The organism is Gaoshiqia sp. US2 (genome assembly GCF_059705485.1).
Window position 1 is genome coordinate 4,768,101 of sequence record NZ_AP048550.1, and the last position, 15,390, is coordinate 4,783,490.

Below are 15,390 nucleotides of genomic sequence, written 5' to 3' on the forward strand. Positions count from 1 at the left end.
TTACATTCCTTTTCATCCCCAATAAAATGACATAAGCAAGTTATTCAAGCTATATGCTACGATTACATTATTAAATTATTAATTCTAACTTTAAGGGAAGTTTACGATCAAATTTAATAACCTATAAATTTTTACTGCCATGGAGAGAAAAATCACTTTCAACGAGCTTCGCAAAATTAAAGACAGCTTACCTGACGGTTCAATCCGCCAACTGGCACAGGAATTTAACATTGAAGTTGAAACCGTCAGGAATTATTTTGGAGGTGCCAATTACGACCGGGGAAGATCAGTCGGGTTACACATTGAACCAGGGCCAAATGGCGGGATTGTTTTACTTGACGATACAAAAATATTAGAACGGGCTGAAGAACTTCTTGCGGAGATTCACTAAAAAAGCATTGGTTTTTGTTTGAAAAACTGTTCTATCTTTATAGGACAGTTTTTTTATTACCTAATCCAAAGAATATGAAATTAATTTCAAGCACGTTTATGATCCTGATCAGCCTCCTTCCGTTGGGATCGCATGCACAAAAAATGAAACCCCTTTTTAACGGTAAAGACCTAAAAAACTGGGAAATTTATATTGGCTCGGCGCTTAAAGGATTTGAAGAACTAAAAGAAAAAGCAACACCCGCGCGCACCTTCTCGGTAGTTGAAAAAGACAGGGAGAAATTAATCCGCGTTTCGGGTGATGTCAATGCTTCGTTGTCGAGTAAAAAGGAGTTTGAGAATTACCATCTTCGACTTGAATTTAAATGGGGCGACGAGGTTTTTACGAACCGCAACAGCGGCTTGCTTTATCACAGCTACGGACCCTTTGGCGCCGGAATTGATACCTGGAAAAGTTCCATCGAACTGCAATTGATGCACGGCAATCTTGGCGACGCTTACATGATGGCTGATACCTATGCCGAGATCAGTGTGAATGAAGTTGAAAACAATAAGGTTTTCAATCAAAACGGCGCTCAAATGGCTTTTGGAAATAGCCAGCAGGGAGGCAAAATTGCCCGCAAACAAAAAGACGCGGAAAAACCGGTCGGCCAGTGGAATGTGGTTGATTTGTACTGCTTCGGACAAAAATCCGTTCATGTAGTAAACGGCCAAAAAGTGATGGAATGCGAAAATACCGGCAAACTTGTTAACGAGCAGGTGTTGCCCTTGTCAAAAGGAAAAATTCAGATACAATCGGAAGGCGGAGAAATGTTTATCCGAAAAATAGAGATTACTGAAATTTTTGCGCTTCCTTCGTTTGAATAGCGCCAGATTAAAAACCGAAGGCTGCTGATCGTGTCACGTTGATGACAGTGATCAGCAGCCTTCAATTTAATAGCAGCTTATCGTTGTTTGCTCGGTTTACGCTTAAAATTAGATTCGGCAGTATACGATTTTTTCGTTTTCGTCCAGGGGGCTGCCGGGCGATCCTGTCCGGATACACGGTCAACTTTCAGGGCATGTCCGTCAATAACGGAACCGTTAATCGATTTAACCAGTTCCGATTCAAAGCGGCTGTCAATCTCAAAGAAAGAGAATTTACGCTGGATATCAATTTTACCAATCTCGATGTTTTTCTTTCTTAAATGTTCGTTGATCAGCCCCAGCAAGCGTGAAGCATTCAGGTTTTGCTTTTTACCGGCATTGATAAATAAGCGTGAAAATGCAACCCGTCCGCCGCGTTCGATTCCTCGCTCGCTTCCCCGTTTCTCAAATCCTCTCGGTTCTTTTTCACGAATATTCAGGTCGGGAGCATTTTTATAGTATGACAAAAATCGGTTAAACTCAATCGAAACGAAACGTTTCAAAATTTCTTCGCTGCCCAGTCCGGCAAATTTTTCTTTAATCGCTGACAAATACGGATCAATACGCGAGTCGTTCACTTCTACCTGAACCACTTTGTCAATCAGATGCATCAACTGTACTTCACAAATCTCTTCGCCTCCCGGCACCATCTTCCGTTCAAATCGTTTTTGTGAGATGTTTTCAATTTGGCGCAATCTACCGGTTTCGCGCATGTGGACAATCGATACCGAAATACCGCTTTTTCCGGCACGTCCGGTACGCCCGCTCCGGTGAATATACACTTCCGGGTCATCGGGCAAGCTGTAATTGATCACATGGCTCAGGTCGTTTACATCCAGTCCGCGTGCAGCCACATCGGTAGCAACCAGCATTTGCAGGTTGCGCGAACGAAAGCGGCTCATCACCTGGTCGCGTTGAGCCTGCGACAGATCTCCGTGCAGCGCATCGGCATTATAACCGTCGGCCATAAACTTTTCGGCCACCTCACGGGTTTCCATCCGCGTACGGCAAAATACGATGGCGTAACAATTCGGATAATTATCGGCAACCCGTTTTAAGGTCGCATATTTATCTTTGGCCTGAACCACATAATAGTGATGTTCTACATTTTCGGCGCCGGAGTTACGTTTGCCCACGGCAATTTCTTCCGGGTGATGCAGGTACTTGGCTGACATGTCGGCAATTTCGCGGGGCATGGTGGCCGAAAACAACAGGGTTTGTTTGATCGCGGGAGTTTCAGCCAATATGGCATCCATCTCTTCCTTGAAACCCATGGTGAGCATCTCATCGGCTTCGTCAAGCACCAGCCATCTGATCTGGCTCACGTCCAGCACTTTCCGGCGGATCAGGTCGTGTACCCGTCCCGGGGTGCCCACTACAATTTGTCCTCCGTCGCGCAGTTCACGGATTTGCTTACCAATATCGGCTCCTCCGTAAACAGCAATGTTTTTGAATCCCCTGATATTCTTAGAGAAAGCCTCCAGATCGCGGGTAATTTGCAGACATAATTCACGGGTAGGACACAACACCAGGGCCTGAACAGCTTTGGTGCTTACATTGATATTATGCAGCAAAGGCAACCCAAAAGCGGCGGTTTTACCGGTTCCTGTCTGTGCCAAGGCCACCAGGTCGTTGCTGTTGTTAATCAAATGCGGGATTGTTTTTTCCTGGATAGGCGTAGGTTGCTCAAAGCCCATTTCTGAAATGGCGCTGAGCAGTTCGGGCTTCAAGCCCGTTTCTTCAAATGTCATCGTCGTAATTTATTAAGCGAAGGACAACACGTCCTTCTTTTCCAAATAAGCACCGATGACAATAAAATTTACTTTTCAATACACCCCTATGCCATCTATGCAAAAAATTGAGCTGCAAAGATAATTTTATTTTCTTACATACAAACCGATGTTTTATTTCATCATTTACAGACAGATAGATTCCATCAAAATTCGTATCTTTTTACTACTTAATCCAAACCAGATGGGCTTATCCTATAAATTTACCTGCAAGGACTGCAACCATACCCAATATCTCTATGAAGGCTGGGGATTCATGGTCCATGACCAACTGGTGGACGAATACTTTCAAGGGCAGCCGGTTAAGCTTCATTACAAGACATATCAAAAAATTGTTAAGCTTTTCAACGAACTTCCTGATTTGGAGTTAAAAATGGAATACCGGATCTACCGGTGCCGTCATTGCCTGCAAATTTCATCCAAACTTTTTGTTCAGGCAATCTGTCACGACCAGATCTTGCATAAAACCCACTTCCGATGTGCCTCCTGCCAAACGGTTCTCAGGCACACCAACATCCGCAGCCTGAAATACGCCACTTGTCCAAAATGCAAAAGCAAGCGATTTGAAAAACTGAAAGACCTGGTACTCTGGGGTTAAGCCAGATGTGGGTAATCGGGAAAGACTTCGTCTGCCATGACGTATTAAAGCAAGCAATTGCCATTTTGCCATTTGGACGAATCTGACTATCATTACCGCCTTAAATCTATTCCATGAAGATTTTAATCGTAGCCTTGCTAGTATTTCTGATCAATGTACCATTTGGCGCCTTGCGGTCGAGACATAAAAAATTCACCCTGATGTGGTGGGTATATATCCACATCCCGGTTCCTGTGGTCATTTTGTTACGAATTTACAGCGATATTGGCTTTGCATTTTATACGTATCCGATTCTGGTTGGCGCTTTCTTTGCCGGCCAACTGGCTGGCAGAAAATATTTCCCTTTAAACCCGAAAGATTAGCATCGTCAGATCAAAATGGTTATGCGGCGGTGCAGGATGGAACGATCGACCCTTGACTTTTCCGTGAAGCGATCAATAACTTTCCGGTAATTTTAAATGGAGTGGTTTTACCTTTTAAATTCAGGTAACCAAAAAAACAGAAAATATTCGTATCTTTAAGCGAATAAATTCACATTGATATGAATGCACTTGAAATTTCAGAAAAGGATATCCTGATTGGAGCCCGAAAAGGAATCCAAAAATCACGGCTTTTGTCAATAGCCAAAGAATCTGGCTTGACACTTAAGGAGCTTAGTTCGTACCTGCGGATTTCAACCCGGTCAATTCAGGAAAAGGAACCGTCGCAGCTTATAGCTCCCGGTCCATCGGAACGTGCATTGTACATAGCAAAACTTTTCAAATCAGGGATTGACCTCTTTGGGAGTAAGGAGAAGTTTCATAGTTGGTTGAATTCCGAGAATAAAGTAATGGGCAATGAAAAACCTGTTTCGTACCTGGATACATTTTCCGGGATACAGCTTGTTTTCGATGAGTTGAACGCTATTGAATACGGATTCTCAGCCTGATGATCGTTTACCGGATTACAAAAAAAGAGCATTCTACCCTCGACGGGATGGGTGGATTGTATGGCCCCGGAAGATGGCATAAAAAAGGAAATTTAGTGATCTACACATCTGAACATGCATCACTGGCTGCGTGGGAAAAGATTGTCCATGTGACGAGCCTTGAAAACCTTCCTAAAAACCTGTTACTGGTCAAAATTGAGTTGCCTGACGGAATAGAGCTTCAATCAGTTCCACCAAAGGTATTGATCAAGGGATGGAACTGTTATCCGTTTGCGCTGGAAACGGTTAACTACGGTACTTCCTTTTTGCAAAAAAAAGAACACCTGGCCCTTAAAGTACCATCTGTCATTATTCCGGATGAATTCAACATCATATTAAACCCGCTTCATCCCCACATCCGGGATTGTAAAGTCGTCAGCACCATTCCATTTGTGTTTGACCAACGGGTTTCAAAAGAAAATTAATCAGTTATTGCAACCGCTATTACAGTATTGTTGATTGCAATAACTGATTTATCCTGATGCAGTAATTACCCACTTAGGCTCTTCCTTAAATGGTGAAGCTAAGTTTCGATAGAAGCCCCCATGTAATTCCCCGGCCGGTGAAGATTTACCATCTGCCACTTCCTTAATTTGGGATTTGTAATGTCTCGCCAGGTGGCCTGTCTTATTCCCCAGGATATCTTGCCCTTTTACGGGTAGCAGGACGTGGAATATACCGGTTTTTGACGCTGATTACCTTACACCTTCGGGATGACAGGCATACACGGCGCACAATAAAAAAGCAGTAAATCAACGACTTACTGCTTTTTGATGCCGTTTGGCATCCACTTTCGTGGGCGGTGAGGGATTCGAACCCCCGACCCTGTAAGTCGTTGTATATTAGAAAACTATCCCGCCAATATCGAAAAAACTCACCGGATTGTTCATAAAAAAACCGGATATAAGTCAATTTGAAAAATAGTTTGCACAAAGATATTAAATAAATGCTTAACCTCCTAAAATTAAGCTTATTATTAGTTTACCACTTAAGCCTCGTAAACAATGGCAAATAAATCAAAATAGCAATTATCGAAAAGATCAATCCACCCATCGCCCCAACGGCAAAAGCAAACCAGAAAACTTCATTTTGCCCTGACCACACAAACGGGATTAATCCGAGTACCGTGGAAATAATAGTCAGAAAGATGGGAATGATTTTATGATTGAACGCTTTCAGATACAAACGCATGTTGCTTTTTGCCTCCAACTTTCTGCAAAAGTTATTGTAATCGTTGATAATGTATAATCCGGCGTTGACCACAATCCCGCTTAAAAGGATAAAGGAGGCAAAGCCGCCCTGGTCGAAATTGAAGTCAAACAGGTAAAAAGTAAGGAATACCCCGATAAAAGAAACCGGGATCATAAGAATAATAGCCAGCGGCTGCAAAAGCGACTCAAGAAGGATGGAACAGATAAAATAGATGATCAGGATGACCAGCAGGATCAGGAAGTACTGTTTTTTATCCTTCCGGTCCCAGCCCCAACCTTGATTGAACGCACGGACGGAATATCCCAGCGGCAAAATTTCCGACAGTTCCTTCTCATGCCTTTCCCTGACGATCCTGGATAAAGGTTCCGGACCGATAAAATCATAAGCCACGACCAACTGGTATTGTTGGTTGGTTTTATGAATGTCGTTCCCTGATTTTTGTTTGTTTACTTTTCCAAAGTTGGACAGCTTCAGCTGTTTCTCCCCGATTTCAATGGGCAGGTTGTTTAAGTCCCAGACATTAAACTCCCCGTAAGCATCGGAGACCAGCGAAACCGGCTGCAGCTCGTTGTCGTTATAGATAGGACTGAGGTTGGCTTTATATACCTTGTCTTTCAGAAATGAATAAAACTGGTTGACCGATACCTCATTCAAGCCAAAACCCTCATGGTTGAAAACCATTTGGTATTCGTAAAGCGAACTGCTGTTCCAACTGGTTGATCCGGTGATCTCGATTTCGCGAACCCGTTCATTTTCGGAAAGTCTCGTCTCCAGCATTTCGGCATACCGGTATAGTTCATCGTAATTGTAGCCTTCCAGGATGATGCGGCTGTTCTTGAACCCTGTGTTCAACGCATTTGAAAATCCCCGTCCAACCCCGTAAACGCTCCAGTCGAGACCGCCCAGGCTGATGGCTTTCGAGGTAATCTCTTCTTTTAAAAAGTAAGGGAATGAACCATTTTCGTATTCCTGTTTAAACTGGATAGAAATCGATGAATTGTTGTATGCATAGACCGATGTTTGAAACAGTTCAATTTCATCAAATTGGCTCAGGTAGTTTTCCATTTTCTCCATAGCTTCGTTGAGTTGCTGCACCGTGCAGCCTTCAGGCATTTTCCCCCGCACATAAAGCATCGTCCGCGATGGCTCTGAATAAAACGAACTTTCAAAAACATACTCAGAGAACAAGCGTAAGGAACCACCTAAGGCTTTTTCAAGAACCGGCCTGGCTTCTTCGGCAAACCAACTGCTCCCGAGTGTTTTGTTGTATTTTTCGGGCCAAAAACCCTCTTTTCCTATTTTGGCAGGAAGCCATTGCACCGGGATGCCGAATCCCAGGATAAACAACAGGATATAAGCCCATTTAAACCGTTTGCTGATTAGGATGTAACGCCGGTAGAAACGGGTAGTGCGAACGGCCCGTTTTTTTCTTTTGAAAAATCTTTTTGCCCGCCGGTTATTCAGCCTGACTTTGTCCGTCAGGGCCGGATTGAAATCCATCAAGGCCGGAATAAAAAACAGGGCGATCGCCATCGAAACCGAGAGGTTTACCATGATCACCTGGGCAAACTCCACCAGGTTGATGCGTTGTTCCTCCTTTAAAAAGAAGATGATACTAAGGATTTGATACGAAATAATATGTACATTTGAAAAAAACAAAATGTATGCAAAGCGATAAACTTTTACAGGAAAAATATGATTTGCTATTGCCCCATTTAGATGAAAAAAGCAAGCGTCTGTATTTGGCATCAGAATCGATCGGGCATGGGCGTGGGGGTATAAGTAAAACTGCTAAACTTACTGGGTTTTCCAGGGTGACGCTAACGTCAGGGATTAAAGAATTGCGGTCGGCAGATGTAAACAAGATTGATTTAAAAAGCAACCGAAAGACTGGTGGTGGCAGAAAAAAGCTGACAGACAAAGAAATTGGATTAACAGAAGCTGTCCGCGAATTGGTAGGCCCCCATACTGTTGGAGACCCGATGAATACACTTTTATGGACAAGCAAGAGTACGAGAAAGATAGCGGTGGAGTTAAAAAGGAAAGGGTATAATGTTAGCTATAACGTAGTTAACCGTATATTGAGTTCCGAAGGGTTTAGCTTGCAGGGTAATAAGAAGGTTGACGAAGGCGGGGAACACGAAGATAGGGATGCACAGTTTGAACATATCAACAAAGTGGCGACAGAATTTATTGCTTTAGGGGACCCGGTTATTTCGGTAGATTGCAAAAAGAAGGAATTAGTGGGGAATTATAAGAATTCAGGACAAGAATGGCACCCAAAAGGCGGATCCCCCGAAGTAAAGGTTTACGATTTTGTCGACAAGGAACTAGGGAAAGCCATACCTTACGGGGTGTATGATATAGAGCAAAACCAAGGCTGGGTAAGCGTTGGGGTTAATTACGACACAGCTAAGTTTGCCGTTTCATCCATACGGAACTGGTGGTATGAAATGGGGGCGGGTTTGTACGGAAAATCAAAACGCCTGTTCATAACAGCAGATGGTGGCGGGAGCAACAGTGCGAGAAGCCGTCTTTGGAAATCAGAAATACAGTCACTTTCAAATGAGTTGGACATGGAAATAATTGTAAGCCATTTTCCGCCAGGGACAAGCAAATGGAATAAAATTGAACACAGGATGTTTTCATATATCTCCATGAACTGGCGGGCAAAACCACTGACAAGCCTACAGGTAATAGTAAGCCTGATTGCAGCTACGACAACAACAAAAGGCTTGTTGATAAAAGCAAAAATCGATGACACGGTCTATGAAAAAGGAATTAAAATAATAGATGAGGATTTGAGAAAGATAAATATCACAAAAAACGATTTTCATGGAGAATGGAATTATTCCATTGTACCAAATATGTAAAGTTTATTTTGTATCAAGCCCTAAGCGCCCCGATGGTTGTTAAAGTGGCAGCAAGGATAGCCAGAAAAGCCTTTTTATTTCCCTGGTGGCGAAGGTGATCGATCATGATAATGCTGTTGTCGATGATGATTCCAAATGACACGGTAATACCGGCCAGCGAGTACAGGTGGATCTCAATTTTCAGTAAATAATAAAAAATGCAGGCTACAACCAGGTTGGCCACGATACTGGCCATGATCAGCAAGAGGTATTTTAGGCTCCGGGTAATGATCAGGATAAAAACCAGCAGGATCAGCAGGGAAAAAATTGTACGGAGAAAGACTTTTTCCAGTTCTTTCTGAATATACTCCGTAGTATCGTTGGCCAGCAGCAACGAATAACCTGCAGGCAGGTTGTTTTTCAGGAGGGAGACTTCTTCCCTGACCGATTTGGAAAGGCGCAGGTTATTCACCTGGTCTTCAGGATAAATGACCATGTTAATGGTATTCAACCCGTTGATCCGGAAATAGGAAGATGGTTGTTGCTCCTGGTATTTGGCTTTGGCCAGGTCTCCCAGCCAAATCATCCGCCCGCCAACTTTTTTTACCGGAATGGCTTGCCAGTCGATGCTGTCATTCAGTCCATTGGACAAGTACAGCCCGGTAATGGCTTGTCCTTCGTCCTGAATATCAGACAACACCCCTTGTCCCAGGTACTCTTCCCGGAAGTGGTTTTGGATGCTTTGGGCGATTTCGGATGAACTGATCCCCAGGGATTGGATTTGATCGCTGTTATACCTGATCTCCCACTCAAAGGGTGTTGAACCATAAACCTTGACCCCACTCACTCCAGATAGGATGGATAAACGGGGAACCAGTTGGTTTTCGGCATATTTCTGAATTAAAAAAGGTGCGGCGCTGGCGTTGATCGTGTAAGTCATGACCGGTTGGGTATTTTGCCCGCCGGTACCCATCGAAAGTTCCGGGAAAGAAACCTGCCCGGGCAGTTCAGGATAGGCTTGCCGGATCAGCGTAGCAATCTCGAAACGGGCGGCATCCAGGTTCACCGTTTTTTTAAACGACAGCTCGATCCGGCCGGAACCTTTGGAGGAAACCGATGACACCTCTTTGATCCCCTTCACCGAACTGAACAGCCCTTCGAGCCGGGAAGTCACTTCCTGTTCAATCACCCGGGCCGATGCATCGGGCCAGCTATAGCGTACCGACAACTTTGGCAACGAACGCGACGGGTTCAACTGCACATTGAGCAACGGCAGCATTCCCAGCCCCATGATGACCATCAGTATAAAGGCCATGATGACAGAGAAGGAGGAGAGTCGGTATGGGTTCAACGGTTTCAGGGTTTTGCTGTTGCTATTGTTTCTGTTGTTTTGCTGTTGTTTTCACTGTTTGATGCGTTGCGTTTGACTACCTTCGGTAGTTTGACGTTGCACTGTTTGATTGCCTCCGGCGGTTTGAAGCCCTGCGGGCGTTTAACGTTGCCTGTTTGATCGCCTTCGGCGGTTTGGTGATGCGCGTTCGAACTTTTCAATCCGTCAAAAGCCGGACAAGTTCCGCCGAAACCGGAGTAAACACCTTCAAACTTTTTCACCCGCCCGAAGGGCATCAAACCCTTCAAACGCGAAGCTTCAAACCTTTCAAATCCTTCAAACCATATGCTATCAATATATTTTATAGTTAAGTTTTTTACGATGTTAATAACTTCTTTTCAAATAATAATACATCAACGGCACCAGGCACAAACTGACCAGGGTCCCCAATACCATTCCCCCGATAACGGCCAGGGCCAGGGGGCGCTGCAAATCGGAACCAAGCCCTGTGGTAAACAGAAAAGGAACCAACGCCAGAATCGTGGTCAAACTGGTCATCAGGATCGGTTTTAGCCGCCGGTGACCGGCTTCAACAAGGGCACGCATTAATGAATAGCCCTGGCTCCGGAGTTGGTTCATGGTGTCGATCTTCAGGATCGAATCGTTAATGATGATCCCGCTCATCACGATGATGCCGATCAATGACATCAGGTTGATGCCGGAGCCCCCCAGTTTTAAGGCCAGAAATGCACCAAAAATGTCAATCGGAACTTCCAGGAGCACAATCAGGGGCAGCGTTAAAGACTCAAACTGCGAGGCAAGTATAAAATACAGCAGGGCCAGGGAAACCAGCAGGATCAGCGAAAGTTCCTTTAGCAGTTCTTTGTTCGAAAAAATACTGCCTGTAAAGCTGACATCAAACAGCCGGTCTGCGGTTACCAGTTGCCTGACCCTCGCCATCAGCACCTCCGCCTGGGGGGTATTTGCTTCAAACGCAACCGGGTAATATTCCCCTTCCTTTCCGGCAACAATGGTTTTCATGTCCTGGCTTTTTATTTCGGTAACCAGTTCCCGTAAAGGGATCAGTTCATTGGCATTGTTGCGGATAAACAGGTTCCGTATAATTTCACCGATAGTACGCAGCTCGTCGCCCAGTACCACCGGCACAAAATCCTGGTTGTCGGCGATCATAAAAAGCTGGTTCTCATTGAAAGCGCTTTTTAGTTTACTGTATACCATATCGAATGACAATCCGTAAAGAAGCAGTTTCTCGGGATCGGTGCGCAAAACAGTGTATTCATAAAGGGGCAAAGGGGCGACCGGCTGTTCCGGAAATGCAGCCCTTAGTTTTTCCAGCGTCTTTTGCAGAAAGCTGATTTTGCCCGGACCATAATCATCTACTGCTTTCAGCCTGGCAACCAACGGCTTTTCGGTATCCGAAAAAATCATGTTGAAAATATTCCCGGCATCATTAAACTGAAAAAGGGCCCGGGGATAATTGTTTTCAAGAAATTTTTGGATTTCGTCCGTAACCCGGCCCAGGTTTTCTGAAGAGCTGGCCTTAAAGTAAATCATTGTTCCTGAAGCAGAGGCCGTGCTGCCATGCTCCATAATAAACTGTTGTTGCCCAATCAGGGCCGTGTGGCTTTCCAGGAAATCTTTCACATGACCGGCTACAAGTTGTGACCGTTTCCTGTTTTCATCAATATGGACCTGTTCGTTCCAGTCAATCCACAGAATCACCTCGTCTTTGGTAATCGGGGGCAGTTTGCTTTTTTGCAGGTCAGTAAATAAAAATACAGCTCCAAGTAAAAAAACGCCAACCAAGGCCCAGGAAGCGCCCTGATGTTTCAGGGTCAGGCGCAAACCTTTGGCATAAAGGCCTTCAACATTGAAAATGGTGATTTTCGTTAAAAAACGGTTTTGCCCGGTTGTCCCCTTTCGCCGGTAAACCAGCCGGTAATAAACAGGCAGCAGGGTAACCGAAACAACCAGGGAAACCAGCAAGCCAACCGTAATGGCCATGGCCTGGTCGTAGAACATGGCCCCCGAAATCCCGCTGATAAAGATCATGGGTATAAAAACGGCACAGGTGGTGAGCACCGAGCTTAGCAGGGGGCGGAAAACTTCGTTGGTACCGCTGACGCAAGCTTTGTTCAAAGATTGAGGGATTGAAAGAACTTGTCCGGCATTTGACGGATTGATGTTTCGGGTTGCTGTTGTTTCTAATGTTTCTGGAGTTTCTGTTGTCAACTTTGAACTTGAATCCGTCTGCGCCGGTCCGGCAATTGCCGGATGGAACTTGGAACTATTCAGCCGTTCGAGGTGCTGGGTGATGTTGTCGATCACGATAATTGAATTATCGATCATCATACCTACTCCCAAAATAATTCCCGAAAGGGAGATAATATTGATGGAAATACCCAGGATATAAAAGAAAAGCATGGAAATGACCAGCGAGGCAGGAACGGTAATCCCAATTAACAGGGGGGCTTTAAAATCCTTCATAAAGAAGAACATGATCAGGAAGGCAAGCAGGGCCCCCCAAACCAGGCTTTGGCCGAGGTTCGAAATGGAATAATCCAACAACTGTGTTTGGTTACGTGTGACGCTGAACGTTATACCGGGATAATCCTTCTCAAACCGGGCAACCAGTCCATTCAGCTTTTGTTTCAATGCCGACATCTGGGCATCGCTTTGTTTGATCACGGCAATGGTGACAGCATCCTGCCCGTTATGCAACACTTTCCCCTTTTGTTTTTGGGGATGCTCAATGACATCGGCCACATTTTTAAGCTGCAATAACCGCCCGTTGGTTTTAAACCAGGTGTTTTCAATATCCTGTTTGTTTTGAAGGGTGGAGGAAAACCGGATGTTGTACTGGTACTGGCCGTCGCGGATCAGCAGGTTTCCGAGCCTGATGTTGCTGTTTTCAATCAGGCGCACCAGGGTTTCCTGTGTAATTCCCATCGATTCCAGTTTTTTGCCGTCGGGAATAATGAGCAGTTCGGAACTTACCTGTCCGCTCATGTCAACCATAGCCACTTCCGGTATCTGCTCGATCCGTTTGCGAATGACATTGGAGGCAAAACGGCTTAGCTCAACAAATTTTTGCGAAACGGGGAAGAGAGCGGAGGTTTCCGGGGTTGTTTCTAAGGTTGCCGGGGTTTCTGTTGTTTCTGTTGTTGTTGGGGTTGTCAACTTGGAACTTGGAACTTGGAACTTGGAACTGCTAACCGTTAGGTTCAGGTAGAAAATCGGAATATCCGTGGCATTGGCTTTGATAACCCGGGGCCGCTGAATATCCCGAGGCAGGTAATTCATGGCACGATCGATCTTTTCGTTTACCTCGATAAAGGCAAAATCGACATCGGTACCGTAATCAAATTTCAAATGAATGATGCCATGTTCATTGCGTGTTTCACTGGTAATGTCGGCCAGGTGCGCTACCTGCATCAGTTGTCTGCGGATGGGCTGAACAACGGTGTTCTCCAGTTCGCGGGCCGGGCTATTCGAAACACTTACCTGTACCGTGATCTCAGGGATATCAATGTCCGGCATCAGCGAAACCGGTATAAACTTCATGGCAAATATCCCCAGCACCAGGATGGCGATGAAGGTCATGCTGACAGCAATCGGGCGTTTGATTAAAAAGGAGACCATGCGAATTAGTTTCTTTGGTTTCTATTGTTTCTGTTGTTTCTGAGTTTCTGTTGTTTCTGTTGTTTCTATGGTTTGGATGGTTTGTATGGTTTGTATTTGTTGCCGCGGATGTCGGTTTTTTTCAGGTAGTCCATCAGGTTGGCTATTTTTCGTCCTAAATCGATGGTTTTCTTAGCCAGATCATTGAATTCTTCTTCTGATATATACGATCGGTCAAGCGCGCGGTACAATTGAGACCGGCACTCTCCGCATGATGCTTTGGCGATCGACAGAAACTGGGTAAATTCCTTTGCTCCATCTCTTTCAAATCCCTCGGCAATGTTATCCATTACCGAACCACTTGAATTGTTGATTTGATTTTTGAGCCCAAAATCTTTTGAAAAAGATTCATAGTTCGTGATCCGGTATATTTCCCTGCATAACTCCCTGGCCAACTTCCATATTTCCAAATCCTCAAACCTCTTAATAGTACCCATAGCTTAAATTTTTCGTCAAACAACAGAACAATAGAAACAAAACCCAACACCAGAAACCACAGAAACCAATTGCCCCAATAACAGAAACTACCGGATAACTACTTCACTTTCATGCGCCAGATTCAAATTCCCCGAAACAATCACCGTATCGCCTGCAGCAAGCGAGCCTCCTTTTTCGGGATGGGCAATTACCGCGTAAGAAGTGCTGTTTTCTGCTACTGTTTGTACGTAAGTCCAGAAGGCAATAGAGTCTTTCGTGCATTTAAACAGCACTTCCTGGTTTTGCCGTAACACTACCGCGGATTTAGGGACCACCAGTTGATCCGGTATTTCCTTTTCAACCAGGACTTTCACATTCATTCCTTCCAATAAGCTGCCGGGATTTTTGACGCGTGCTTTCACCAGGATCAGGCCGTTTTCATCAATCAAAGGATTGATTTCAGAAATTTGCCCGCTATAAATCCGGTTATTGTTTGAAAACGGGATGATCTGTACTTTATTTCCGATTTCGATAACTTCGATTTCGCTTTCAACAATTCGAAATTCAACCTCAAATTCTGAGTCATCAATCAGGATACAAAAGGCGTCACCCGAACTTACCTGCTCGTGTACCTTTTTTTTACAGTTGCTAATTAATCCGCTATAAGGAGCTGTTAACCGGGTAGCCTTCAGGTTAAACTCAGCTGTTTGAAACCCCTGCAAAGCTTCGGCATAACCAGACCTGACCACTGCCATCTCGTATATATGTGGCGGCATTTTAGTACTGTCAGTGGTCATATAGCCTTGCCCGATCAGGATATTTTGCAACTCCAGTTTCGCTTTTTGTACCTGCACCTTTGCTCCCGACAGTTGCTGCTGATAGGTAAAAGGTATTAACGCGGCGATTAACTGTCCTGTCCCTACCCGGTCTCCATTTTTTACCATCAACGTTTCCAATTGTTCGCTTACCCGGAACCGGAGTTCGCTTTTACGAACAGCATTTAATTTTCCGTTGTTTATAATCTCTTTTTTGAAAGGTATTTTTTCAAGTACCGCCACTTCAACCGGATTTTGCTGCTGAACGTACTGGCGCTTTTCAGTCGCATCGGGTCCCGTTGAATTTGTTCGTGTACACGATTGGATAAAAGCGAATACGATAATGACTAAAATTATTGGAATGCGAGGTCGTTTCATTTTAGATTCATTTTTATCAATAAAGCTATTAAT

Annotated in this window: 14 protein-coding genes; 7 read left to right on the top strand and 7 right to left on the bottom strand. The window is 44.6% G+C overall.

Annotation, left to right across the window (positions count from 1 at the left end; translation table 11 throughout):
• Window positions 1-139 precede the first annotated feature (139 nt).
• Together AC6H3C_RS18925 and AC6H3C_RS18930 are read left to right on the top strand one after the other, a co-directional pair.
• Window positions 140-391 carry a DNA-binding protein gene (locus tag AC6H3C_RS18925; RefSeq protein WP_423126731.1) on the top strand — a complete coding sequence of 84 codons (252 nt, stop codon included), beginning with the start codon at window positions 140-142 and terminating at the stop codon, window positions 389-391.
• A 74-nt stretch (window positions 392-465) separates the two neighbouring features.
• Window positions 466-1,257, top strand: a complete 792-nt coding sequence (locus AC6H3C_RS18930) for a 3-keto-disaccharide hydrolase (protein ID WP_497517079.1) — start codon at window positions 466-468, stop codon at window positions 1,255-1,257.
• Window positions 1,258-1,334: 77 nt separating this feature from the next.
• Here AC6H3C_RS18930 and AC6H3C_RS18935 read toward each other — a convergent pair whose 3' ends face one another.
• The gene (locus AC6H3C_RS18935; RefSeq protein WP_497517080.1) at window positions 1,335-3,047 is read right to left on the bottom strand and encodes a DEAD/DEAH box helicase; all 1,713 of its coding nucleotides are present in this window, start codon (window positions 3,045-3,047) and stop codon (window positions 1,335-1,337) included.
• A 223-nt stretch (window positions 3,048-3,270) separates the two neighbouring features.
• Between AC6H3C_RS18935 and AC6H3C_RS18940 the strand changes: the two genes are divergently transcribed.
• The 4 genes from AC6H3C_RS18940 (at window position 3,271) to AC6H3C_RS18955 (ending at window position 5,076) form a co-directional block, all read left to right on the top strand.
• Window positions 3,271-3,684 (top strand): hypothetical protein, encoded by a 414-nt coding sequence (locus AC6H3C_RS18940; RefSeq protein ID WP_497517081.1) that lies wholly within the window; start codon window positions 3,271-3,273, stop codon window positions 3,682-3,684.
• 113 nt (window positions 3,685-3,797) lie between these two features.
• A complete protein-coding gene (locus tag AC6H3C_RS18945; RefSeq protein WP_497517082.1) occupies window positions 3,798-4,046 on the top strand; it encodes a hypothetical protein in 249 nt (82 codons plus the stop codon).
• A gap of 179 nt (window positions 4,047-4,225) precedes the next feature.
• A complete protein-coding gene (locus tag AC6H3C_RS18950; protein ID WP_497517083.1) occupies window positions 4,226-4,612 on the top strand; it encodes an Xre family toxin-antitoxin system antitoxin in 387 nt (128 codons plus the stop codon).
• Complete coding sequence (locus tag AC6H3C_RS18955) at window positions 4,612-5,076, top strand: RES family NAD+ phosphorylase (protein ID WP_497517084.1); 465 nt, start codon at window positions 4,612-4,614, stop codon at window positions 5,074-5,076. Before AC6H3C_RS18950 ends, AC6H3C_RS18955 begins: the two co-directional genes overlap by 1 nt.
• 556 nt (window positions 5,077-5,632) lie before the next feature.
• Here the strand turns inward: AC6H3C_RS18955 and AC6H3C_RS18960 are convergent.
• On the bottom strand, window positions 5,633-7,522 hold the full coding sequence (locus AC6H3C_RS18960) for an efflux RND transporter permease subunit (protein ID WP_497517085.1): 1,890 nt from the start codon (window positions 7,520-7,522) through the stop codon (window positions 5,633-5,635).
• Window positions 7,523-7,527: 5 nt separating this feature from the next.
• Between AC6H3C_RS18960 and AC6H3C_RS18965 the strand changes: the two genes are divergently transcribed.
• Entirely contained in the window at window positions 7,528-8,736 is a 1,209-nt protein-coding gene (locus tag AC6H3C_RS18965) for an ISAzo13 family transposase (protein ID WP_497515874.1), read from the top strand.
• 13 nt (window positions 8,737-8,749) lie between these two features.
• Here the strand turns inward: AC6H3C_RS18965 and AC6H3C_RS18970 are convergent, their stop codons facing one another.
• The 5 genes from AC6H3C_RS18970 to AC6H3C_RS18990 all read right to left on the bottom strand — a co-directional run bounded on the left by AC6H3C_RS18970 (window position 8,750) and on the right by AC6H3C_RS18990 (window position 15,357).
• Window positions 8,750-10,066, bottom strand: a complete 1,317-nt coding sequence (locus AC6H3C_RS18970; RefSeq protein WP_497517086.1) for an efflux RND transporter permease subunit — start codon at window positions 10,064-10,066, stop codon at window positions 8,750-8,752.
• Window positions 10,067-10,071: 5 nt separating this feature from the next.
• The gene (locus AC6H3C_RS18975; RefSeq protein WP_497517087.1) at window positions 10,072-10,353 is read right to left on the bottom strand and encodes a hypothetical protein; all 282 of its coding nucleotides are present in this window, start codon (window positions 10,351-10,353) and stop codon (window positions 10,072-10,074) included.
• A gap of 76 nt (window positions 10,354-10,429) precedes the next feature.
• Window positions 10,430-13,708 carry an efflux RND transporter permease subunit gene (locus AC6H3C_RS18980; RefSeq protein ID WP_497517088.1) on the bottom strand — a complete coding sequence of 1,093 codons (3,279 nt, stop codon included), beginning with the start codon at window positions 13,706-13,708 and terminating at the stop codon, window positions 10,430-10,432.
• Window positions 13,709-13,773: 65 nt separating this feature from the next.
• The gene (locus AC6H3C_RS18985; RefSeq protein ID WP_497517089.1) at window positions 13,774-14,184 is read right to left on the bottom strand and encodes a four helix bundle protein; all 411 of its coding nucleotides are present in this window, start codon (window positions 14,182-14,184) and stop codon (window positions 13,774-13,776) included.
• An 87-nt stretch (window positions 14,185-14,271) separates the two neighbouring features.
• Entirely contained in the window at window positions 14,272-15,357 is a 1,086-nt protein-coding gene (locus AC6H3C_RS18990; protein ID WP_497517090.1) for an efflux RND transporter periplasmic adaptor subunit, read from the bottom strand.
• Window positions 15,358-15,390 lie beyond the last annotated feature (33 nt).

Excerpts from the sequence above, each read along its gene's own strand:
- AC6H3C_RS18925 (WP_423126731.1), top strand. The coding sequence starts at position 140 with ATGGAGAGAAAAATCACTTTCAACGAGCTTCGCAAAATTAAAGACAGC.
- AC6H3C_RS18955 (WP_497517084.1), top strand. The coding sequence starts at position 4,612 with ATGATCGTTTACCGGATTACAAAAAAAGAGCATTCTACCCTCGACGGG.
- AC6H3C_RS18940 (WP_497517081.1), top strand. The coding sequence starts at position 3,271 with ATGGGCTTATCCTATAAATTTACCTGCAAGGACTGCAACCATACCCAA.
- AC6H3C_RS18950 (WP_497517083.1), top strand. The coding sequence starts at position 4,226 with ATGAATGCACTTGAAATTTCAGAAAAGGATATCCTGATTGGAGCCCGA.
- AC6H3C_RS18930 (WP_497517079.1), top strand. The coding sequence starts at position 466 with ATGAAATTAATTTCAAGCACGTTTATGATCCTGATCAGCCTCCTTCCG.
- AC6H3C_RS18990 (WP_497517090.1), bottom strand. The coding sequence starts at position 15,357 with ATGAAACGACCTCGCATTCCAATAATTTTAGTCATTATCGTATTCGCT.
- AC6H3C_RS18985 (WP_497517089.1), bottom strand. The coding sequence starts at position 14,184 with ATGGGTACTATTAAGAGGTTTGAGGATTTGGAAATATGGAAGTTGGCC.
- AC6H3C_RS18935 (WP_497517080.1), bottom strand. The coding sequence starts at position 3,047 with ATGACATTTGAAGAAACGGGCTTGAAGCCCGAACTGCTCAGCGCCATT.
- AC6H3C_RS18945 (WP_497517082.1), top strand. The coding sequence starts at position 3,798 with ATGAAGATTTTAATCGTAGCCTTGCTAGTATTTCTGATCAATGTACCA.
- AC6H3C_RS18980 (WP_497517088.1), bottom strand. The coding sequence starts at position 13,708 with ATGGTCTCCTTTTTAATCAAACGCCCGATTGCTGTCAGCATGACCTTC.
- AC6H3C_RS18965 (WP_497515874.1), top strand. The coding sequence starts at position 7,528 with ATGCAAAGCGATAAACTTTTACAGGAAAAATATGATTTGCTATTGCCC.